The 20,176-nt window shown below is 63.2% G+C and carries 15 protein-coding genes and 1 pseudogene; 10 read left to right on the top strand and 6 right to left on the bottom strand.

The annotated features are described in order from the left end of the window. Nucleotides 1-86: 86 nt before the first annotated feature. Nucleotides 87-2,378, bottom strand: coding sequence for a DNA internalization-related competence protein ComEC/Rec2 (locus CK627_RS11910; protein WP_174704179.1), 2,292 nt, complete (start codon nucleotides 2,376-2,378; stop codon nucleotides 87-89). Here CK627_RS11910 and CK627_RS11905 point away from each other — a divergent pair. From CK627_RS11905 to CK627_RS11895, 3 genes are all read left to right on the top strand, one after another. Then, complete coding sequence (locus CK627_RS11905; protein ID WP_011706585.1) at nucleotides 2,316-2,834, top strand: DUF2062 domain-containing protein; 519 nt, start codon at nucleotides 2,316-2,318, stop codon at nucleotides 2,832-2,834. The two genes, CK627_RS11910 and CK627_RS11905, sit on opposite strands and share 63 nt — an antisense overlap. Beyond that, entirely contained in the window at nucleotides 2,828-3,322 is a 495-nt protein-coding gene (locus tag CK627_RS11900; RefSeq protein ID WP_095592429.1) for a DUF2062 domain-containing protein, read from the top strand. The genes CK627_RS11905 and CK627_RS11900 overlap by 7 nt, the downstream gene beginning before the upstream one ends. Before the next feature lie 123 nt (nucleotides 3,323-3,445). Continuing rightward, nucleotides 3,446-4,954: a helicase HerA-like domain-containing protein gene (locus tag CK627_RS11895; protein ID WP_095592428.1), complete on the top strand. Its 1,509-nt coding sequence runs from the start codon at nucleotides 3,446-3,448 to the stop codon at nucleotides 4,952-4,954. Nucleotides 4,955-5,031: 77 nt separating this feature from the next. Here CK627_RS11895 and CK627_RS11890 read toward each other — a convergent pair whose 3' ends face one another. The 3 genes from CK627_RS11890 to CK627_RS11880 all read right to left on the bottom strand — a co-directional run bounded on the left by CK627_RS11890 (nucleotide 5,032) and on the right by CK627_RS11880 (nucleotide 8,636). Beyond that, entirely contained in the window at nucleotides 5,032-6,222 is a 1,191-nt protein-coding gene (locus tag CK627_RS11890; protein ID WP_010633507.1) for an amino acid aminotransferase, read from the bottom strand. A 174-nt stretch (nucleotides 6,223-6,396) separates the two neighbouring features. Further along, the gene (locus CK627_RS11885) at nucleotides 6,397-7,338 is read right to left on the bottom strand and encodes a hypothetical protein (protein ID WP_167385332.1); all 942 of its coding nucleotides are present in this window, start codon (nucleotides 7,336-7,338) and stop codon (nucleotides 6,397-6,399) included. A 230-nt stretch (nucleotides 7,339-7,568) separates the two neighbouring features. Then, the gene (locus tag CK627_RS11880; protein WP_043160279.1) at nucleotides 7,569-8,636 is read right to left on the bottom strand and encodes a porin; all 1,068 of its coding nucleotides are present in this window, start codon (nucleotides 8,634-8,636) and stop codon (nucleotides 7,569-7,571) included. A 381-nt stretch (nucleotides 8,637-9,017) separates the two neighbouring features. On the opposite strand from CK627_RS11880, the gene dinG reads away from it, so the two are divergent. From dinG to CK627_RS11865, 3 genes and pseudogenes are all read left to right on the top strand, one after another. Beyond that, nucleotides 9,018-11,090: an ATP-dependent DNA helicase DinG gene (gene dinG, locus CK627_RS11875; RefSeq protein WP_167385331.1), complete on the top strand. Its 2,073-nt coding sequence runs from the start codon at nucleotides 9,018-9,020 to the stop codon at nucleotides 11,088-11,090. A gap of 174 nt (nucleotides 11,091-11,264) precedes the next feature. Beyond that, complete coding sequence (locus CK627_RS11870) at nucleotides 11,265-11,924, top strand: YccT family protein (protein ID WP_010633503.1); 660 nt, start codon at nucleotides 11,265-11,267, stop codon at nucleotides 11,922-11,924. 90 nt (nucleotides 11,925-12,014) lie between these two features. After that, nucleotides 12,015-12,916: pseudogene (locus tag CK627_RS11865) on the top strand (histone deacetylase family protein). Between the two features lie 125 nt (nucleotides 12,917-13,041). On the opposite strand, the gene CK627_RS11860 reads toward CK627_RS11865, so the two are convergent. Both CK627_RS11860 and ylqF read right to left on the bottom strand, forming a co-directional pair. Further along, nucleotides 13,042-14,190 carry an MFS transporter gene (locus tag CK627_RS11860; protein ID WP_095592426.1) on the bottom strand — a complete coding sequence of 383 codons (1,149 nt, stop codon included), beginning with the start codon at nucleotides 14,188-14,190 and terminating at the stop codon, nucleotides 13,042-13,044. 281 nt (nucleotides 14,191-14,471) lie between these two features. Continuing rightward, on the bottom strand, nucleotides 14,472-15,422 hold the full coding sequence (gene ylqF / locus CK627_RS11855; protein ID WP_010633500.1) for a ribosome biogenesis GTPase YlqF: 951 nt from the start codon (nucleotides 15,420-15,422) through the stop codon (nucleotides 14,472-14,474). Nucleotides 15,423-15,754: 332 nt separating this feature from the next. Here ylqF and CK627_RS11850 point away from each other — a divergent pair, with 332 nt between their 5' ends. The 4 genes from CK627_RS11850 (at nucleotide 15,755) to CK627_RS11835 (ending at nucleotide 20,101) form a co-directional block, all read left to right on the top strand. Further along, on the top strand, nucleotides 15,755-17,146 hold the full coding sequence (locus CK627_RS11850) for an alkaline phosphatase (RefSeq protein WP_095592425.1): 1,392 nt from the start codon (nucleotides 15,755-15,757) through the stop codon (nucleotides 17,144-17,146). Between the two features lie 11 nt (nucleotides 17,147-17,157). Then, the gene (locus tag CK627_RS11845) at nucleotides 17,158-18,552 is read left to right on the top strand and encodes an alkaline phosphatase (RefSeq protein ID WP_095592424.1); all 1,395 of its coding nucleotides are present in this window, start codon (nucleotides 17,158-17,160) and stop codon (nucleotides 18,550-18,552) included. 50 nt (nucleotides 18,553-18,602) lie between these two features. Further along, a complete protein-coding gene (locus tag CK627_RS11840) occupies nucleotides 18,603-19,286 on the top strand; it encodes a hypothetical protein (protein ID WP_042008461.1) in 684 nt (227 codons plus the stop codon). Nucleotides 19,287-19,366: 80 nt separating this feature from the next. Next, nucleotides 19,367-20,101, top strand: a complete 735-nt coding sequence (locus CK627_RS11835; RefSeq protein ID WP_162513084.1) for a substrate-binding periplasmic protein — start codon at nucleotides 19,367-19,369, stop codon at nucleotides 20,099-20,101. Nucleotides 20,102-20,176: the final 75 nt, after the last annotated feature.

Here is a 20,176-nt window from a genome sequence, read left to right as displayed (position 1 = left end):
CGCCAAGACGGCAAATGACGGCCGTTATCCCAGCCAAAGCGCAGGATTACACCAAGCATCGCCAGCGCAATGCCCTGCAATCTGCTTCAGCGAGCAGGCCAGAGCGCGGGGCGCCACCAGTCGCCATTGCGGCGAAACCAGGGTCCCTGCTTCCGCTCGGCACGGATCCGCAGCCCGTCCGGCGCTGGCTCGACCAGGATCTCCCCGTCCAGCCCGGTGACCCATTGCTGCGCCTCCCTGTAGCGAGCCACCACCTCGGGGCGGGGAAAGCCCCACTGGTTCATGAAGCCGGCGCTGTGTACCACATAGCGGGGGGCCACCGCCGCCACGAAGGGGGCCGTGGAGGAGGTGCGGCTGCCGTGATGGGGGCTTACCAGCAAGGTGCTGGCAAGCCCCTCCCCTTCCAGCGCCAGCAGCCGCTGCTCCGCCTGCCGCTCGATGTCGGCACTGAGCAGGATGCGCCGTTCCCCGTCGCGGATCTGCAGCACACAGCCGTCGTTGTTGTGACCGCCTCCCGGTTGCTGTGGCCAGAGCACCGCCATCTCGAGCCCCTGCCAGCGCCACTGCTGGCCACGCCGGCACAGGGTCGTGAAGCGGCCGAAGTCGAAGGAAGATAGCTCGTGGCGTACCGGCAGAGCCTGCAGGATGGCACGCCGGTTGCCGGCGTGATCCCGGTCCTTGTGGCTGATGACCAGATAATCCAGCACCCGCACATCGAGCCGGTTGAGCAGCGGCAGGATCACGGCATCCGCCATGTTGTAGCCGCCTGGGTAGCGATCTCCGGTGTCAAACAGGATGCCGCGCTCACCCCGGGTGATCAGCACCGCCAACCCCTGCCCCACGTCCAATACCCTCAGTTGCCAGTGGGTCGGCGCCGGCCAGGCCGCCAGCAGCAGGGCCACGCCCCCCGGCAACAGCAAGGGACGACCGCCCGGCACATGCCAGGCGCACCAGAGCAGGGTCAGCAGCGCTGTGAGCGGCAGCACCCAGCCCGGCACCGGCCACCAGAGCTGCCACTGGCTGGCCAACCTCTCCAGCGCCCACAATATCCACTGCAGGCCGACATCGGCCAGCCAGAACAGCAGGTGGGCCAGCTCCCCCGAAAGCTGCGCCAGCAACACCCCGACCAGCGCCAGCGGTATGATGCCGATGCAAAAGAGCGGCAATGCCAGCAGATTGAGCAGCAGCGACAACGGCGCTATCCCCTCGAACAGCGCCAGTTGCAACGGCAGCAGCCCCAACAGCAACAAGCCCTGCAAGCGGACGAGCCCGGGCTTGGCCTCCAGCAGGCTCGCCACCAGCAGCAGGGCCACCGCCAAGAAGGAGAGCCAGAATCCCGCCGAATAGAGGGCGAAGGGATCCCAGAGCGTCAGCACCACGAAGGCCCACAACCAGACGCGATGGGCCGGCCACTCCCGCCGTCGCCAGCGCAGCAGGCTCCACACCAGCACCATGATGAGGGCCCGCTCGGTGGCCACCGCAAACCCGGCCAGCCAGCTGTAGAGGGCGGCAAACAGCAGGGCGAGCAGAATCGCCCCCCGCAGTCCGAACAGCCGCCCCAGCCACCAGCCGAGCACCGCCACCAGCGCGATGTGCTGCCCCGAGATGGCGATGATGTGGGTCAGCCCACTGCCGCGAAACAGGCTCCACTGCTCAGTCGTGATACCCGCTTGCTCGCCGAAGGTCAGCGCTGCCAGCAGCGGGCCCTGGCTCAGATCCTGCCAGCTGACGGCGGCCCGGGCCAGCCAGCGCTCGCGCAGCCCCGCCGGCACCGCTTCAATCTGGATCACCCTGCGCAAGTTGCCGGTGGCGGTGATCCCCTTGCCAAGCAGCAGACGCCGCCCGTCCATCCCCGCCTCGTTGGCCAGGCCGTGGGCCGGCTTGAGGGATACCTCCAGGGTCAGGCGACTGCCTGCCGTCATGGTGGGCAGCGCCTGGTAGGCATTGATGCGCACCAGGGGTGCCGGGGTGAGCGCCTGCTCATCGAGCCTGTTCACCCGCAGCACCAGCCGGACAAATTTATCGCCCTCGGGTTCTGCACTTTGCAGTTGTGCGGTTATGATGTGGCTCGTTTTTTTGCCAAGCTGATCCAGCCAGGCAAGCCGGTAGTGCAAATTCCCCTGCATCCAGAGGATGCCGAGCAGCAGAAACAGCAGCCGCCAGCAGCGGCAACCGGCGAGGGGGAACGCGAGCAGCAGCATCAGGCCACCCCATTCCCATGAAGGCAACCATGGCCAAAGCAGTGAGGAGCTTGCCCCGAGGGCAAACGACAGCAGGCGCAGATCCATGGTGCAAGTATTTAGCAAGGTTTCAATATGCCCAAACGACTCATACAACGCTGGCTGCCTGATCCGGCGACACTCAAGGAACACAAGCACTTGCGGCTGTTTGGCAAGTTGCTGCTGGACGCCAACCTGTGGCACCTCAATCGCCGCTCGGCGGCCGGTGCCTTCGCGGTGGGGCTGTTCATGGCCTGGGTGCCGCTCCCCTGCCAGATGCTGCTGGCGGCCGGCGGCGCCATCGCCTGCCGGGTCAACCTGCCGCTCTCGGTAGCCCTGGTCTGGCTCTCCAACCCCTTCACCATGCCGCCGCTGTTCTACGGCGCCTACCTGACCGGCTGTCAGCTGCTGGGGCAATCCTCCCAGCACATCGAGATCGAGTTCACCTGGGCCTGGCTGGTGTCGGTGTTCGAGACCGTGGCCCCACCGCTGCTGCTGGGTTCGCTGGTGCTCGCCCTGCTCAGCTCCCTCATCGGCTACGCCCTCATTCGTACCTGCTGGCGCATCAGCACCGTTCGTCAGTGGCAGAAACGCAAGGTGGCCCGCGCATGCTGAATCGCTGGTTTGCCCGCTTCAAGATTGACCCCGATACCCTGCGCCAGCAGAAGTGGTTCGCCCTGTTTGGCGAGCGCCTGCTCGCCCCCGCCCTCTGGCAAGGGGGGCCGCGCGCCCTGAGCGGGGCGGTGGCGGTGGGCATCTTCGCCTGCTGGTTTCCCATCCCCATGCATTCACTCATCGCGGTCGGGCTGGCGCTGGCGTTCAGCCTCAACCTGCCGCTGGCGCTGCTGGCGGTCTGGTTCAACAACCCGCTGACCCTGCCCTTCATGTACCTCTACGCCTATCGCACCGGTTGTCTGGTGCTGCACAAGACGCCGGAGCCATTTCACCTTACCTGGACCCTGCACTGGCTGGAGCACGAAGCGGCCACCCTGGTGCCTCCCTTCCTGCTCGGCAGCCTGCTGCTGGCGGTACTGACCGCCGCCACCGGCGGCCTCCTCACCCTGCTGTTGCTGCGCCTTGGCAAGCTGGTCCGCCCCCGCTGATCTCACCCGCCTCGTCAGCCTCTGGCGCGCTGACGAGGCGCTGCCTTGCCATCCCCGGCACCTGCCACCACACTCCTTGTAACCCGTTGTTTTTAGCCCCCCATTTGCCACAAGGAGCCCACCATGGCCGAACCGCTCACGCTGGCCTATGCCAGTGGTCATCCCCTCGCCCTGCTGCCGGCCATGGCCAATCGCCACGGCCTCATCACAGGGGCCACCGGAACCGGCAAGACAGTCACCCTGCAGGTGCTGGCGGAGGGATTCTCCCGCCTCGGCGTGCCGGTCTTTCTGGCCGACGTGAAGGGGGATCTGAGCGGCCTTGGCGCCGCCGGGGCTGGCTCGGCCAAGCTGGATGCCAGACTGGCCCAGCTCGGCATCCCGGCACCCGCCTTTGCCGCCAGTCCTACCCTGTTCTGGGATCTGTTTGCCGAACAGGGTCACCCGGTGCGGGCCACCGTCTCCGACATGGGCCCCCTGCTGCTCGCCCGCCTGCTCGGTCTCAACGATACCCAGAGCGGGGTGTTGGAGCTGGTGTTCAAGGTGGCGGACGACGAGGGGCTGCTGCTGCTCGACCTCAAAGACCTGCGCGCCATGGTGCAGTTTGCCGGCGACAACGCCAAGTCCCTCACCACCCGTTACGGCAACGTCTCCACCGCCTCCATCGGCGCCATCCTGCGCAACCTGCTCACCCTGGAGAGCGCGGGCGGCGATCACTTCTTCGGCGAGCCCATGCTGGACATCCAGGATCTGCTGCAGACCGATGAGGCCGGCCACGGCCATATCAATGTGCTGGCCGCCAGCAAGCTGACCCAATCCAGCCGCCTCTATGCCTGCTTCCTGCTCTGGCTGCTCTCCGAGCTGTTCGAGCAGTTGCCGGAGGTGGGAGATCCGGACAAGCCGGTGCTGGTGTTCTTCTTCGACGAGGCGCACCTGCTGTTCAACGACGCCCCCAAGGCGCTGCTGGAGAAGATCGAACTGGTGGTGCGCCTCATCCGCTCGAAAGGGGTGGGTGTCTACTTCGTCACCCAGAGTCCGGCCGACATCCCCGACAGCGTACTGGGGCAGCTTGGCAACCGGGTGCAACACGCCCTGCGCGCCTTTACCCCGAGCGATCAGAAGGCGGTGCGGATCGCCGCCAACACCCTGCGCGCCAACCCCGCCTTCGATGCCGCTGGCGTCATCACCGAGCTCGGGGTCGGTGAGGCGCTGGTCTCTCTGCTCGACGAGAAGGGGCGCCCCAGCATGGTGGAGCGCGCCTTCATCGCCCCGCCGGCCAGCCGCATCGGCCCCTTGAGCGACGCCGAGCGGCAGGCGCTCATTCAGGGATCCCTGCTGCACGGCCGCTACGAGACGCCGGAGGATCGCGAGTCGGCCTTCGAGCGGCTCAACGGCGGCAAGGGGACAACCACTGGCGAGCAAGGCAGTGAGTCGTCATCCAACGGGGAAAGCGGCCTGCTCGATGCCCTCAATGGCATCCTGTTTGGCCGCACCGGCCCCCGTGGCGGCCAGCACGACGGCGTGGTGCAGACCGCCGCCAAGAGCGTGGCCCGCACCATCGGCAGCGAGGTGGGTCGCCAGCTGGTACGCGGCGTCCTCGGCTCCTTGCTGGGGGGTGGCAAGCGCCGCCGTTAAGGCCTGAGTTGAAAAATGAAAAAGCCCGCCGGGTCTCCCCGGCGGGCTTGTTACTGAACGGATGCCGATGGTGGTGCTTACAACACCTTGGCGATGGCGTCGCACAGCGGATCTATGTTGGCGCGGGTGATACCGGCCACGCTGATCCGGCCCGAGCCGACGATGTAGATGGCAAACTCGCTCTTGAGGCGCTCCACCTGATCCTTGGAGAGTCCGGAGAAGGAGAACATGCCGTTCTGCTCGCGGATAAAGCTGAAGTCCTGGTTCACGCCGCGCGCGGCCAGTTTTTCCACCAGCAGCTCTCGCATCTCGCGAATGCGCACCCGCATGGCCGCCACTTCTTCCACCCACTCGGCATAGAGGGCCGGATCGCTCACCACGGCGGTGACGACGGCGGCGCCGTGTGACGGCGGGTTGGAGTAGTTGGCACGAATGACGGTCTTGACCTGGGTGAAGGCCACGTCAGCGATCGCCTTGGTCGCGCTGACCAGGGTGAAGGCGCCGACCCGCTCGTTGTAGAGGCCGAAGTTCTTGGAGAAGGAGCTCGCCACCAGCAGCTCGTCGTGGCACTCGGCGAAGATGCGCAGACCTTCGGCATCCTCTTCGATGCCGCGGGCAAAGCCCTGATAGGCGAAGTCAAACAGCGGCAGCCAGCCGGCGGCGGCACTCTGTCTGGCCAGTGCGCGCCACTGATCCGCGGTCGGATCGATACCGGTCGGGTTGTGACAGCAACCGTGCAGCAGCACCAGATCGCCAGCCTGCGCCTCGGCCAGAGACGCCTGCATGGCGGCAAAATCGAGCCCCTTGGTCGCCGCGTCGTAGTACTTGTACCACTTGACGGTCAGACCCGCGGCCTGGAACACGCTGACGTGGTTGGCCCAGGTGGGATCGGAGATCCAGATGGTCTTGGCGAGGTTGTTGCGTACCACGAACTCGGCGGCGATGCGCAGGGCACCGGTACCACCCGGAGCTTGCGCCGTCTTGGCGCGGCCGCTGTTGACCAGCGCGGAATCCTGTCCGAACAGCAGTTGCTGCACGATGCGGCCGTATTCGATATTGCCTTCGATGCCGAGATAGTTCTTGGTCTTCTCGTCGGTCAAGAGCTTCTGTTCGGCTTTCTTGACGCAGTGAAGAATGGGGGTGGCGCCGGTCTCATCCTTGTAGATCCCGACCCCCAGGTTGATCTTGTGGCTGCGAGAGTCGGCGCGGAAGGCTTCGGTCAGGCCCAGGATCGGATCCGCTGGGGCGGCAACAACCTTTTCAAACATGGTATTCCCTGTATTCCGTTGAGTTCGTTGGCTGGCAAAGCGTGTTGGCACACCGTCCGTGACACGCAAAACACGTGGCAAACAAAAGCGCCCACTGGCGAGCGCTTCGTCAACTCTTTATATCACCGTGCAGGATGGGGGAAAACCGCTTTTTCGGCCGGATCTGCGGCAATCTCAACCGATGGCATGCCACTGCGGCGCCAACGCGCACACCTCGGCAGACAAGCCACCATTGGACTCAACCAAACCGCTACAAACTGCTAACAATGACTTGGGGATCCGGCTCGGCTCCCAGGGGCGGGAGTCGGCCAACGGCAAGGCATAGGCCGTCATGATGGGAGCCAGCACGGTGGGCAGCCACCAGCTGGCCGGCCGACCCAAACGCTGGGCCAGAGTCAGCACCCGATCCACCCCGCTCGGGTCGAGGGAGGTAAGATGACTCCACTGCACCTGAGGCGGCAACGCGGCGATCACTTGCTGCAGCGCCTGCTGCGCCGAGGCGGGAGCCCAGATCAGCAAGCTCCCTGCCGGCAGCACCAGCTCGGCAAAGGCACCGACGCTGTCGGTGGTGATCACCCGCAGCAGCTCCCCCTCCCCCCACAGGATCTTGCCGAGACTGGCCAGGTTGCGCTCCGGCAGCGCCACCTCACCAAGCGCCTGCAGCCAGGGGGCGGCATCGAGCAGGGTGCCGCCGCTGAAAAACAGGCTGAACGGCTGGGGGGCACGCAGGCGCACCTGTTGATCCGAACAGAGCCGGATCCCCTTGTCTTCGAAGTCGATCTGCTCGTTGGGAGTAAAGCTCACCTCGCTCTTGCGATAGAGCGCGGCGAGCACCCGCTCGTTGACCTGTTCCGCCAGCTGCCAACCCTGCCCATGGAGCCACTCCTCCGGGGTTGGCGGCGCCGTGGCGATCTCGGCCAGTGTCAGTTCACGGGTCAGGTAGCGGCGACCGGCGGGAGTGAGCTCATAGTGGTGGTTGCCCAGCGCCAGCAGCAGCTGGTTGTCCTTGAGCAGGCCCAGCAGGGGTTGCCACTGGCGGGCGCGGACCACCGAGGTGGGGTTGTCCAGCAGCTGGCGGGCCAGCTCCCGCCACTGCGGGTGACTAAAGTCAATCAAGCGTCATCCTTCCCTGTCTGCCGAACATCCTGCAACGAGCTGAATAATCTAGCTATTCGCAGACCGGGAGCCAAGTACAGAAAAGAGACAACGTGAACTGGCGCAAGCCAAACAGGAGCAGGAGAGGATCATCAACAGAGGAGAAGAGAGGCAATCAGGTGGGAAGCAGATAAAACAAAACGGCCAAGCAAGCTTGACCGTTCATCAACTAAATCAGCGCAGAGACTAGATTAGAAGTTGTATTGCAGGGCAACGGTCCACTCGTCGTCCAGTTTGTCGATACCCTGGATCTTGTACTCGGTGTAGGCTTTCAGCTTGGAAGTGAAAGCGTACTGTACGCCCAGCAGGGTTTCGTCAAGCAGGTCTTTGTACTCTGCACCAGCAGTATTGGACTTGACTTTTGCTTCTTTGAAGTTGTAGCCAGCCAGGAAGGTCCAGGCATCAACGTTGTAGGAAGCTGCCAGCTCGTAGCCACGGCCCTTGTCCTTGTCACCACCGGTGGTGTTGTCGTAGCTCAGGTCACCCTGAGTATAAACACCGGCGAAGTAGAAACCGTTGATGGCGTAGTGTGCACCCAGTGCCCACTCTTTCTTGTCACCAGTGTTGTTAGTCTTGGTGTTTTCCAGATCGGAGTAGGAGTAACCTGCGTTCAGACCCAGACCGAAGTCGAAGTCATAACCGGCAGCAGCGGCATAACCGTAGTTACGCTTCACATCGGCACCGTAAACGGCAGTTTCTTTGATACCCTGACCTACGTCAGTAACCTTGACGGCTTTGTCGTCGTTGGTCTGATAGGACAGTTTGCCTTTGAAGCCGCCGTAGGTGTTGGAGTAGATAACCTGACCTTCTTGACGACCGTCATAGAAGTTACCTGCGTCACCCCACTCGTTGAAGATATCGGTCGGTTCCAGCACGTCGTAGAACGCGGTATCGGTCTGACCGAAGATGATCTTGCCGTATTGGGTGCCGTCGAAACCAACGTAGATGTGACGGGAGTCAAACTTGTTGGCGGAGTTTTCAGCAGAAACTTGCCACTCGGTCTTGGCGATACCGGACCAGGTGTTGTTCAGAGCAATCTTGCCGGACCAACCCAGACGGGAAGAACCAACCAGCTCACCGTCAACATCCTTGTAGCCAGATGCAGCGGTAGAGTCGGCGGTATTGTGGTCACCGTAGTAGTTAGCCTGAACACGGCCGTATACGTCAAAAGTGGTACCGTCTTTGTCGTAAACCACTGCAGCGTTAGCGGCGGATGCAAACAGAGCCGGGATAGCAATAGCCAGAATTGTCTTTTTCATAGTTTCCAATGCCTACTGTAATTAAACACTAAGTCGTTGTTATTCCCTGTGTTAGCGATGTACTTTGCATCACTATGGCGCCGAGACTAGCACCGGGTTTTCCAATCCGCAATGAAAAAACTTGGAACTTTTTACGAAAAGCATAGTCACAGCGGAAAAATTGTGACCTGAATCCCACATTGTTTGCACGCCATGGGAAAACGTTTACAGCGATAACCGCTGGCAAAATTCGTCCGAATTGGTGATTTATCACACAATAACGACGACTCGCCTTATAAACAGAAGAAGAGGTCGGATCTGTGCGTTGCCACACACCTCGACCCAGGTTGCCGGTTGCAGGTATCCTGTCTTCCTTCACCCTGTGCAACGGTCATTTTCTTCATGCTGTCTACCCGTCTCAAAACCACCATTCGCAATACCTATCGGCAGATTGCCGATGGTTTACCCGGTTTTGTGCCGCGCAAGGAGCAGAATTTTCTGGTGGCCGAAATAGCCAAGACGCTGACCGGGGAGTATGACAAACAGCGTCGCATCCTGGTGGCCGAAGCCGGTACCGGCATCGGCAAGTCCCTCTCTTATGCTCAGGGGGCCATCCCGGTGGCTCGCCTTACTCAAAAGAAGCTGGTGATCTCCACCGCCACCGTAGCGCTGCAGGAGCAGCTGATCCACAAAGACCTCCCCTTCTATCATCGCCACAGCGAGCTGCCGTTTCGTTTCATGCTGGTCAAGGGGCGCCAGCGCTACTGCTGCGAACACCTGCTGGAGCAGGCCGCCAGCGGCAGCGAGATGGCCAACTTCGAGTTCGACTTCGGAGCCCTCAGCAAACACAAGCCGTCAGACGCCGACAAGGAGTGCTATCAGGCGTTGTGGCAGGCCTACACGGAAGGCAAGTGGGACGGTGATCGGGACAACTGGCCCAAACCCATCAACGATAACTGCTGGGATCGCATCGCCGCTGACCGCCACACCTGCAACAAGGCGCTGACTCATCATCAGCACTGCCCCTTCCACCGCGCCCGCAACGACATGGATGCGGCCGACGTGCTGGTGGTCAACCACGCCCTGCTGCTCTCCGACCTCACAATGGGGGGCGGCATCATACTGCCGCCGCCGGACGAGTGCCTCTATGTGCTGGACGAGGCCCATCACTTGCCCACCATAGCCCGGGATCACGGCGCCGCCTCGGCCAGCGTCAAGGGTTCACGCCGCTGGCTGGAGAAGCTGGCGCAGGGGGCAGGCAAGCTGGCCAGAACCCTCAACAAGGAGAGCCTGCTCGATCCCCAGCTCAAGCTGCAGGACGCGCTGGCCTCCCTGCAGCCGGATCTGAAGGCGCTGGAGCAGTGGCTCGCCGCCAACGACCGCTTGTTCAATGAAGAAAAACAGTGCCGCTTCGCCGATGGTGTCTTGCCCGACCCCTTGCCCATGCTGGCGGAGAACCTCAAGGAGGCGAGCAAGAAGGCACTGCGGGCGCTGGACAGAATGCAGGGCGCCATCGGCGAGGCGCTGAAGGATGGCGAGATCCGTCGCAAGGATGCCGAACCCCTGCTGGCGGAGAGCGGCTTCTATCTGCAGCGGCTGGAGGGTTTCTGCGCCCTGTGGGAGATGCTGGGGCGGCACGTGGCAGAGGGCAAGACGCCGCTGGCCCGCTGGATGGTCAAGAGCGATGACGGCGACATCTGGCTGCACGCCTCCCCCATCGAGGTGGGCTACCTGCTGGAGGAGTGGCTCTGGTCCAGGTGTCTTGGCGCCGTGCTGGTATCGGCGACCCTGACCGCCCTCTCCTCCTTCAGCTATTTCCGCCACCAGGTGGGGCTCAAAGAGCACGACGGTACCCGCTATCTGCGCCTGCGCTCCCCCTTCGATTACCAGAAGGCCGAGCTCTATTTGCCAAAAATGGAACACGAGCCCAGTGCCCCCGCCTTCACCCAGGAGCTCGTCAGCATCCTGCCCCGTCTGCTGGCCGGCAAGGAGGCGAGCCTAGTGCTCTTCTCCTCCTACCGGCAGATGAACGAGGTGGTGGTGGGTCTGCGGGCCAAGGGACTCTCCCTGCTGGTGCAAGGGGAAGCCTCCCGCAACGCCCTGCTCACCTTGCACAAACAAAAATGCGATGGCGGCCAGGCCAGCATACTGTTTGGCACCGGCAGCTTCTCGGAAGGGCTGGATCTGCCCGGTCACTACCTCACCAACCTGGTGATCACCAAGTTGCCGTTCGCGGTCCCCAACTCGCCGGTGGAAGAGGCTACCGCCGAGTGGGTCGAGAAACGGGGCGGCAATCCCTTCTTGCAGCTGACGGTGCCGGAGGCGTCGCGCAAGCTCATCCAGGCCTGTGGTCGCCTCATTCGCAAAGAGGCGGATAGAGGCCGGGTCACCATTCTCGATCGCCGTCTGCTGACCAAACGCTACGGCAAGGGCCTGCTCGATGCCCTGCCGCCATTTCGACGCCGGATTGAGTAACGCCGGGATTGACCAAGGTAGCCAACCCCACTGGCCCGATGAGTTTGCATCGGGAAAGCACGAGCCCAGACGCGACAGGGGCGCCATAAACGCCTATTGCCGCCCTCTGGCAAACCTGCAAAAATGAGCCCCTGTTTTTCAGTGGGCACTCGCCTGACTGTTCAAGGAGATGAAATGAAACTGACTGTTCTGGTGCCAGCCCTGGCTGGTCTGTTGTGGGCAGGTAGTGCCCTGGCCGATGCCCAACTGGAAGTGAACAACCCCTATGTGGTGCAGCTGATCGATGGCCAATCCATCAATCCCAAACTGCTCGACAAGACGAGTACCTATCCTATCAAAGCCGGCAAGCACCAACTGGTCGTCGCCTTCGAAGGCAACTACTCCAGCCGCAGCGACACCAAGCTGGTCACCGCCGAGCCGCTGGTGATCAACTTCACCGCCGCCGACAACCAGAAACTGGTGCTGGACTACAAGAAGCCGCGCAACGAATCCGAAGCCAACCAGTTCGTCAAGGAACAGAAAGTCGCGCTCAAAGACAAGAGCAGCGGCCAGGTCGTCACCACCGAGCAGTTCGTGCTGCCGAAGGTGGAAGGCTTCCAGCTGACCCGTGACTATCAGCAGGAGCTGATCAACATGGGCAAGGCGTTCAACCAGCCCAAGACTGTCGCCGTCTCTACCGCTGCCGTCATGGCCGCCAACAGCGCCCCGGTTCAGGTCGCCCCGAGCAAGGCCCAAAGCAATCCGGAAGCCCTGACCCAGCTGCAAAACTGGTACAACAAGGCCGATGCGGAGACCCGCAAAGCCTTCCAGATCTGGGTGATCCAGCAGCAGTAATTGCATCTGTTCGTCCCGAATTATCGGGCATGACAAGGGGAGCCTGGCTCCCCTTTTTCATATCTGCCCATTTGCCAAGGCCCAGCCTTCATGTCACTGCGCATCTTCCATCACCCCCTCTACTCCGCCCTGACCCTGCCAGAGCGCCATCGCTTTCCACTGGCCAAATACCAGGCACTGTTTGAACAGCTGGGAAACCTGGGTTATCCGCTGGCAGAGGCCGCGCCCGCCAGTCGCACCCAGATAGAGAGGAGAGAGTGCACGATGCGGCCTATGTGGGCGCGGCCCTCACCGGCACCCTGGATGCGGGCGCCATTCGCCAGCTGGGGTTTCCCTGGTCCTCCGTGCTGATTGAACGCACCCTGCGCTCGGTGGGGGCCACCCTTGCCGCCAGCCGACACGCCCTCGCGCAAGGCTGCGGCCTGCAGATCTCCGGTGGCTATCACCACGCCCACCGGGACTTTGGTAGCGGCTTTTGCCTGTTCAACGATCTGGTGATCGCCGCCCAGACCTGTCTGGACGAAAGGCGCTGCGAACAGGTACTGATCGTCGATCTCGATGTCCATCAAGGGGATGGCAGTGCCGCCCTGTGCCGGGGGCGGCGCGACATCATCACCCTCTCCCTGCACGGGGAACACAACTTTCCCCGCCACAAGCCCGCCTCCCACATGGATTTCCCCCTGCCAAGCGGCATGGAGGACGATGCCTACCTCACCACGCTGGCAGAGGCGCTCAATCTGGCGTTGCGGCTCTACGCCCCCGACCTCATCCTCTATCAGGCCGGGGTGGACGTGCATCATGCCGACGAACTTGGCTATCTCTCCTTGAGTAATGAGGGGGTGCGCCAGCGCGATGCCATGGTCTTTGACTGCGCACAACGGCACGGGCTGCCCATTGCCGCCGTACCGGGCGGCGGCTACCGCCGTGACTGGCAACAGCTGATCCCGCTGCATATGTCCTTGTTTGAAGAGGCGCACAGGCGCTACGGCTAGCCGTTGATCTCTGCCTGGTCACCGTTGCAAACAACAAGGCGGCCCCTGGGCCGCCTCTGCTTTATATGCGTGCCATCCAGCCCCCTATCGGGAAGCGAGGATGGTGCCCTGCCGCCGACCACAGTTCAGGCGTGGGCCACCGGTGTCGAGTGTTTCCCCATGGGGCGCAGCAACATCAGCAGATAGAGCAAGGCCACGCCGGCGATCATGATGAACAGCAGGTTGTCCGAAAGGTGCTGCATCAGGAGTGCGGTATAAGCCGGGCCGAGCAGACTGCCGATGGTGTAGCTCAGCAGCAGCGCCTGGTTCATGGCCACCAGCTGATGGTGCTCGACCTTCTCGCAGGCCCACGCCATGGCCACCGGATAGAGGGTAAACCCGGCGGCGCCCAGGATGAACAGCGCCGGCCCCATCGCCACGCCGCCGAGCATGGCCCCGCACCCCAGGATCACCACCAGCACCTGTACCCGCAGCACCGGCAGGCGGCCGAACCTGTCCGCCAGCCGACCCACCGGCCACTGCCCCAGGATGCCGGCACTCACCATCACCGCCATCCAGTAACCAATCCCCGCATCGCTCACCCCCTGATGGTTCAGGTAGAGCGGCATCAGGCCGTAGAGCGACCCCAGCACGATGCCGGAGATGATGCAGCCGTCGACCCCGAGCCGTGCCTGACGCAGCAGCAACATGGACCAGACCCGGGTTGAGCCCTGCGCTTCGCTGCGCTCACTGACGATGCGGGTGAACAACAGCGGCAGGATAGCCGCCAGGATCAGCCCACTCGCCCAGGGCAGTACCTCCATCAGACCGGTCGGCAACTTGCTGACCAAGAGCTGGCCGAGCACTGTGCCCAGGTAGTAGACCATCATGTAGGCGGCCAGCAGACGGCCCCGATTGTGCGCGTTGCCGCTGCACATCAGCGCGCTCTCCACCACCACCCAGATCATGGCGCAGCCGATACCGGCGATAAATCGCCAGCCGAGCCAGCTCCAGAAATCAAGGGTAATGCCGAGCCCGACACAACCGGCGGCAAAGAGGGCGGAGGCCAGGTAATAGCTGCGGTTGAAGCCGCAGCGCCTGATCAAGGTGCCCGCCAGCAGGGTGCCCAGCAGGTTGCCGCTGAAATAGGAGGAGCCGACCATGCCCACCTGCCAGGTCGGCAGCTGTTCATGGGCAAGCCAGAGCGGTACCAGGGTATTGAGCACCGCGATGGAGAGGGTCAGCAGCAGCAGGCCACAGAGCAATAACAGCACTGGCCGGGTGTATATGGTCATGGGTAAAACCGCGAGGAGAGTCAAAATGCGAGCGCATCATGCCACCGCCAATGCCATTGTCAATCGGCACTGAAAGCAGGATCGCAAGGTTTTATCGAATGCTGCTGGTGCGGTGCAGCACGGCACTGTTCGGCGCCCAACCTATCCCCTTGATTCACGGACTCTTTGGCCATGATGACGGGCAGATGCCGGTTGCCTGTCGGCCTCTTCTCAATCCTGGGGGCCATAACGAGAAGAGGCGACCCCGGGTCGCCTCTTCTTTATACCTGGCACAAGGCCGGTCAGCGCTGACGCTTCTTGGCGTACTTGCGGCGGGCCCGCGCCTGGCGCTCCTCTTCCCGCTCCGCCTTCTCCTTGGCCTTCTGTTCGGCCTCGGCATCGGCCTCCACGATCTCGCTGCTCACCATCTGCGGGGTCTCCAGCGAGATGCGGCCTAGCAGGCCAGAGCGGAACTCGTTGACCAGGATCTCGGACGCCTTGTGCAGATCCGACAGCCCCCCCTTGCGCATGAAGCCGCGCTGACGGGCAATCAGATCCAGCAGTTCGATCTCGGTCTCGGGCAGCGCGTCAATCTGATAGCGCGCCTGGATCCGCTCCGGATAGGCCTTGAGGAAGTAGTCCGCGGCGAACATGGCGATGTCCGCATAGTCATAGACGGTGTCCTTGATGGCGGCCGTGATGGCCAGCCGATAACCGCAGGAGGGCGGGTTGAGTTTGGGCCACAAGAAGCCCGGGGTGTCGGTCAGGATGACGTTGTTGTCCAGCTTGATCCGCTGCTGGGACTTGGTCACCCCCGCCTCGTTGCCGGTGCGGGCGATGATGCGCCCCGCCAGGGTGTTGATCAGGGTGGATTTTCCCACGTTGGGAATGCCCATGATCATGGCGCGCACGCCGCGCAGCTCCAGATTGCGCTCCGGCAGCATCTCGTGGCAGAGGGTCAGCAGCTGCTTGATCTTCTCCGGCTCCTGCTGGGTCAGGGGCAGCGCCTTGATCCCCTTCTCCTGTTCCATGTGGGCCACCCACAGCGCGGTGATCTCGGGGTCGGCGAGATCCGCCTTGTTGAGCACCTTGATCACCGGAGTATCGCCGCGCAGCTCGGGCACCAGCGGGTTTTCGCTGGAGAAGGGGATGCGGGCGTCGAGCATCTCTATGATGACATCGACCTGGGGCATGACCTCGGCAATCTCTTTGCGGGCCTTGTGCATGTGGCCGGGGAACCAGTTGATGGACATATCCGTTACTCTCATCTAGGGACTGCGGGCGCGGGCTTGCGGTGGCGCGAGCGGCGGGCGATGGCGGACGCAGGGCGTCGCAAGGGGGCGCATTTTACCTGCACCCGCCCCGATTTGACAGGCCATTCTAGCCGCCAGCCGGCAAACCGGCCAGATTTTCGCCCGCACTCTCCCCGCGTCAGCCGATGTGGCCAGCCCTGGCTATTGATAGATAAGCTATTGATACAACATAACATTCACGCAACACCTTCATCGGATTGTCATCCAGTTTCACTAAAAGTGTCATCTGCGACCTCTAGGCTGCGCTCAGGTTTTACAAGGAGCGAACCCCAATGAGAAAGATGGCAGGACTTGCATTGATGATCGGCGCCGCCCTGGCCGCCGGCTGCAACTCCAACAACGACAGCAGTGCGCCCGCCCCCGGCGCCAAGAACGTGATCTTCTTCCTCGGCGACGGCATGGGTCTCAACACCCTGACCGCCGCCCGCATCTACGGCGTCGGTGAAGAGGGCAGCCTCACCATCGATACCCTGCCGGAGACGGCCTTCATCAAGACCTTCTCCCACGACGCCCAGGTGACCGACTCGGCCCCCTCCATGTCCGCCTACATGACCGGGGGCAAGAGCAACAACGGTGTCATCAGCATGGACGGCGATGCCACCCAGGAGAACGACTGCAGCAAGAGCGCCGGCAAGCCGGTCACCACCTTGCTGGAGCTGGCCAAGGCCGCCGGTCGCGGCACCGGCGTGGTCACCACCACCCGGGTGACCCACGCCACCCCGGCCGCCACCTATGCCCACCTCTGCAACCGGGATCTGGAAGCGGACATCGCCGCCCAGCTGGTACCCGGCGGCGCCGGTTACAACAGCGCCCTCAAAGAGGGAGTGGACGTGGTACTCGGCGGCGGCAGCAGCTTCTTCCTGCCCAAGGCCGACAAGGGCAAGCGCGAGGATGGCCGCAACCTCATCGACGAGATGAAGGCCAAGGGCTACCAGTTTGCCGCAACCCTGGGCGAGCTGAACCAGGCCGATGCGAGCAAGCCGCTGCTGGGGCTGTTTGGCTCAAGCCACATGAAATATGACCTGGACCGACCCGCCAGCGAGCCCTCCCTGACCCAGATGACCCTGGCCGCCATCAAGCAGCTCAAGGACAAGAAACAGGGCTACTTCCTGATGGTGGAAGGGGGGCGCATCGACCATGCCCTGCACGACACCAACGCCAAGCGTGCCTTGCAGGACACCCTCGCCTTCGACAACGCCATCAAGGCGACCATCGACGAGGTGAAGAAAACCGATCCCGAGCTGAAAAACACCCTGATCGTGGTCACCGCCGACCATGACCACACGCTAGTCCTGAATGGTTATGCCAAGCGCACCGGCAAGACCACCGCCGACAACCCCGGCGTGCTCGGGCTGGTGAAGAACTACGAAACCGGCGAGCCGAGCAAGGATGCCGACGGCATGCCCTACACCATCATCGGCTTTGGCAACGGCTACAACCGGGTGGATGGTCCGCGCAGCAGCGTAGCGCCGCTGGACGACGCCACCGTCTCTGCCAACGACTATCACCAGGAGGTGGTGGTCAAGGTAGGCGAGATAGGCAACGAGACCCACGGCGGCACCGACGTCTTCCTCGGCGCCATCGGCCAGGGAGCGGAGAGCTTCCACGGCTCACTCGACAACACCGCCGTGTTCGGCAAGGTCAAGGCTGCGGCCGGGCTGTAAGGAGCATTCCCATGAAAAGCGCCATGAAACAAAAACTGCATAAAACCCTCGTCAGCACAGCCCTGCTGGCCGCCCTCGGCGGCGCGGCCCAAGCACAGGCCAGCGACGCCAAGAACGTCATCCTGTTTATCGGCGACGGCATGGGCCCCACCGTGCTCACCGCCACCCGCCTCTACAAGGTGGGGGAAGAGGGCAATCTGGAGATAATGAAGCTGGCCCGCAGCGCCCGCATCAAGACCTTCTCCAACGACGCCCAGACCACCGACTCGGCCCCCTCCATGGCGGCCTACACCACCGGGGTCAAGATGAACAACGAGGTGATCGCCATGAGCAGCGACACCAAGGCCGTCGCGCCCGGCAAGGACGTCAACGGCAACAAGGGCATCAACAACTGCACCAGCGACAACGGCAAGCCGGTACCCACCATTCTCGAGCTGGCCAAGGCGGTCGGCAAGTCGGTGGGAGCCGTCACCACCACCGAGCTGACCCATGCCACCCCGGCCGCCACCTACTCCCACATCTGCCACCGGGATGCCGCCTACGCCATCGCCGAGCAGGCGGTACCGGGCGGTGCCGGCTTCAACACCGCGCTGGGGGATGGGGTCGACGTGCTGATGGGAGGCGGCGCCAACCACTGGACGCCCTACAACAGCACCAGCAACAAGGGTGGTCGCGCCGACGGGCGGGATCTCACCGCCGAGCTGACTGCCCAGGGCTACCACTACGTCACCACCAAAGATGATCTGGCTGGCGTCAACTCGGGCAAGGTGCTTGGGCTGTTCAGCGCCAAGTCCCACCTCGACTACGAGCTGGATCGGGTCGCCAAGGGGGCGGCAAGCACCCAGCCCTCCCTCTCGGAGATGACCGCCAAGGCGATCGATCTGCTCAGCCAGAACAGTCAGGGTTACTTCCTGATGGTGGAAGGGGGTCGCATCGATCACGCCCTGCACGGCACCAATGCCAAACGCTCGCTCACCGACGCGGTGGCGCTCGACGAGGCGGTCAAGACGGCGCTCGGCAAGGTGGATCTGAAAGATACCCTGATCGTGGTCACCGCCGACCATGACCACACCATGACCATCAACGGCTACTCCGCCAAGGGCAACAAGGTGCTGGATCTGGTGAAAAATGGCGACGGCTCGACCCAGAACGACGTGGATGGCAAGCCGTTCACCACCCTGGTGTTCGGCAACGGCCCCAACCGCGCCGACGTGCGCCCCACCCTCACCAGCGATCAGGTGATGGCGGACGACTACCTGCAAGAGACCGGGGTCAAGCTGGGCTCCGAGACTCACGGCGGCGGCGATGTGATGCTGTTTGCCGACGGCGCCGGCAGCAGCCGCTTCAAGGGAACCCTCGACAACACCAAGGTGTTCGGCAAGCTCAAGGAGGCGCTCGGTCTGTAAACGGCAGGGCCCGGCCAGGTGCCGGGCCCTGCTCGCTCGAGCGAGACGGCATGATGCGATATTTATTACCCTTGTGGCTGCTCACCAGCAGCCTCTCTTTTTCCCTCCTTGCCGATGAAGTCCCCGATCTGGCTGCCCGCATCCGCTATCAGGACAGGGTGACCAGCAGCGATGGCATCAGCAAGGAGAGTCAGTGGCAGGAGAAGTGGCTGCGGGTCGGCGATCAGGTGTGGAGCCAGCGGCTCATTCCCCTCCCCCTGGCCCGTGCCTACCACGCCGCCCACGATGCCACCCCGGGCCACAAGCACTTTACCCACCAGATGGCGGCGCGCTGGGTGACCCGCAACCAGCAGGATGAGTTGCAGCTGCGCTACGCCGACAACTGGCACAACCAGCTGGTGGAGGTACCGGAGGAGGAGTATGGCCAGGTGGCCTTCAAGCCCGACTGGCCCAGGATCCGCCACCTCATCAACCCGGCCCTGCTGCAGGAGATGACCCCCCTCGACGAGCCGGCTCCCGAGCAGGCCCGCTGGTATGAGAAGCGCGAGGGCAAGCAGCGCACCCGCATCCTCTGGTCGAGCCGCTGGCAGCTGCCGCTGGTGGTGGAGTCGGCGAGTCTCGACGGCTATCGCAGCTACCGGATGGAGGTGACCCTCAAACCCCTGCCCAAAGCCCTGCCCTGGCAGCAGCTGGAGGGCTACCAGACTCTGGATCTGCGAGATTTCTTCGACTGACGGGACGCCCCGAACAGGGTGGGCTGACTTGTGCCGACGGGGTGGTACACTCTGTGTACTCATCCCGGATCAGGTCTGCCATGCGAATTTCCGCTCTCCTGCTGCTGTTTTGCTCCCTGCTTTTTTCCGCCCTGCCGGCCCGGGCCGTGGTGGTCATCGCCGCCGAGATCCCCCCTTATGTGATCCGCTCCAATCAGGGCGCCCCGAGCGGCATGGTCATCGAGGTGCTGGAAGAGGCCGCCCGCCGGCTCAAGGAGCCGCTCACCATCGAGCTGATGCCGCTGGCCCGCGCCCTCAGCCAGGCCCGTTATCGCCGGAATGTCTTGCTGGTGCCGCCGGTGCGCAGCCCCCAGCGCGACCCTCAGTTTCTCTGGATTGCCCCCCTGATGGACGAGGCCTTCGTGCTGGTCAGCCATCGCCAATACCACCCGACCCCTCTCACCATCAATGCCCTGCCCGGCCTCACTGTCGGCGTGATGCGCGGCTCCTTTGGCCAGAGCCTGCTGCGACCCTATCCGCAGGTGAAACAGGCACTGGTAGCCGAGGAGATCCACAATGCCGACAAGCTGGCGCTCGGCCGCATCCAGGGCTGGGCTGTGGCCTGGAACAGCGCCCGCTACAACCAGCAGCAGGCCGGCCTGCCGCTGGCGGATCTGGTGCGCGGCGAAACCCTGCAACACTCTCCCCTGTACCTGGCTGCCAGCCCCCATTTTCCAAGCGCCGAGGCGACCCGCTGGTACCAGACTATCGCCGCCATGCGCGACGACGGGAGCCTGGCGCGCATCATCAAACAGTACGATTACCAGGCGCCCTGACAAGCTTGTCAGGAGAATTGCCAAAGCAGTTCAGAATGGTTATGGTATCCCCATGAAAGCGCTCATGATTTTGTC

This window comes from Aeromonas dhakensis, assembly GCF_002285935.1.
Classification (GTDB): domain Bacteria; phylum Pseudomonadota; class Gammaproteobacteria; order Enterobacterales; family Aeromonadaceae; genus Aeromonas; species Aeromonas dhakensis.
Note: the sequence above shows the minus strand (reverse complement) of the source record. Positions and strands in the feature narration are given on the sequence as shown.

What these genes read in the sequence shown, in the direction of transcription:
- CK627_RS11835 (WP_162513084.1), top strand. Translation starts at nt 19,367, where the DNA reads ATGCGAATTTCCGCTCTCCTGCTGCTGTTTTGCTCCCTGCTTTTTTCC.
- CK627_RS11905 (WP_011706585.1), top strand. Translation starts at nt 2,316, where the DNA reads ATGCCCAAACGACTCATACAACGCTGGCTGCCTGATCCGGCGACACTC.
- CK627_RS11850 (WP_095592425.1), top strand. Translation starts at nt 15,755, where the DNA reads ATGAGAAAGATGGCAGGACTTGCATTGATGATCGGCGCCGCCCTGGCC.
- CK627_RS11890 (WP_010633507.1), bottom strand. Translation starts at nt 6,222, where the DNA reads ATGTTTGAAAAGGTTGTTGCCGCCCCAGCGGATCCGATCCTGGGCCTG.
- dinG (WP_167385331.1), top strand. Translation starts at nt 9,018, where the DNA reads ATGCTGTCTACCCGTCTCAAAACCACCATTCGCAATACCTATCGGCAG.
- CK627_RS11870 (WP_010633503.1), top strand. Translation starts at nt 11,265, where the DNA reads ATGAAACTGACTGTTCTGGTGCCAGCCCTGGCTGGTCTGTTGTGGGCA.
- CK627_RS11900 (WP_095592429.1), top strand. Translation starts at nt 2,828, where the DNA reads ATGCTGAATCGCTGGTTTGCCCGCTTCAAGATTGACCCCGATACCCTG.
- CK627_RS11895 (WP_095592428.1), top strand. Translation starts at nt 3,446, where the DNA reads ATGGCCGAACCGCTCACGCTGGCCTATGCCAGTGGTCATCCCCTCGCC.
- CK627_RS11860 (WP_095592426.1), bottom strand. Translation starts at nt 14,190, where the DNA reads ATGACCATATACACCCGGCCAGTGCTGTTATTGCTCTGTGGCCTGCTG.
- ylqF (WP_010633500.1), bottom strand. Translation starts at nt 15,422, where the DNA reads ATGTCCATCAACTGGTTCCCCGGCCACATGCACAAGGCCCGCAAAGAG.
- CK627_RS11845 (WP_095592424.1), top strand. Translation starts at nt 17,158, where the DNA reads ATGAAAAGCGCCATGAAACAAAAACTGCATAAAACCCTCGTCAGCACA.
- CK627_RS11880 (WP_043160279.1), bottom strand. Translation starts at nt 8,636, where the DNA reads ATGAAAAAGACAATTCTGGCTATTGCTATCCCGGCTCTGTTTGCATCC.
- CK627_RS11840 (WP_042008461.1), top strand. Translation starts at nt 18,603, where the DNA reads ATGATGCGATATTTATTACCCTTGTGGCTGCTCACCAGCAGCCTCTCT.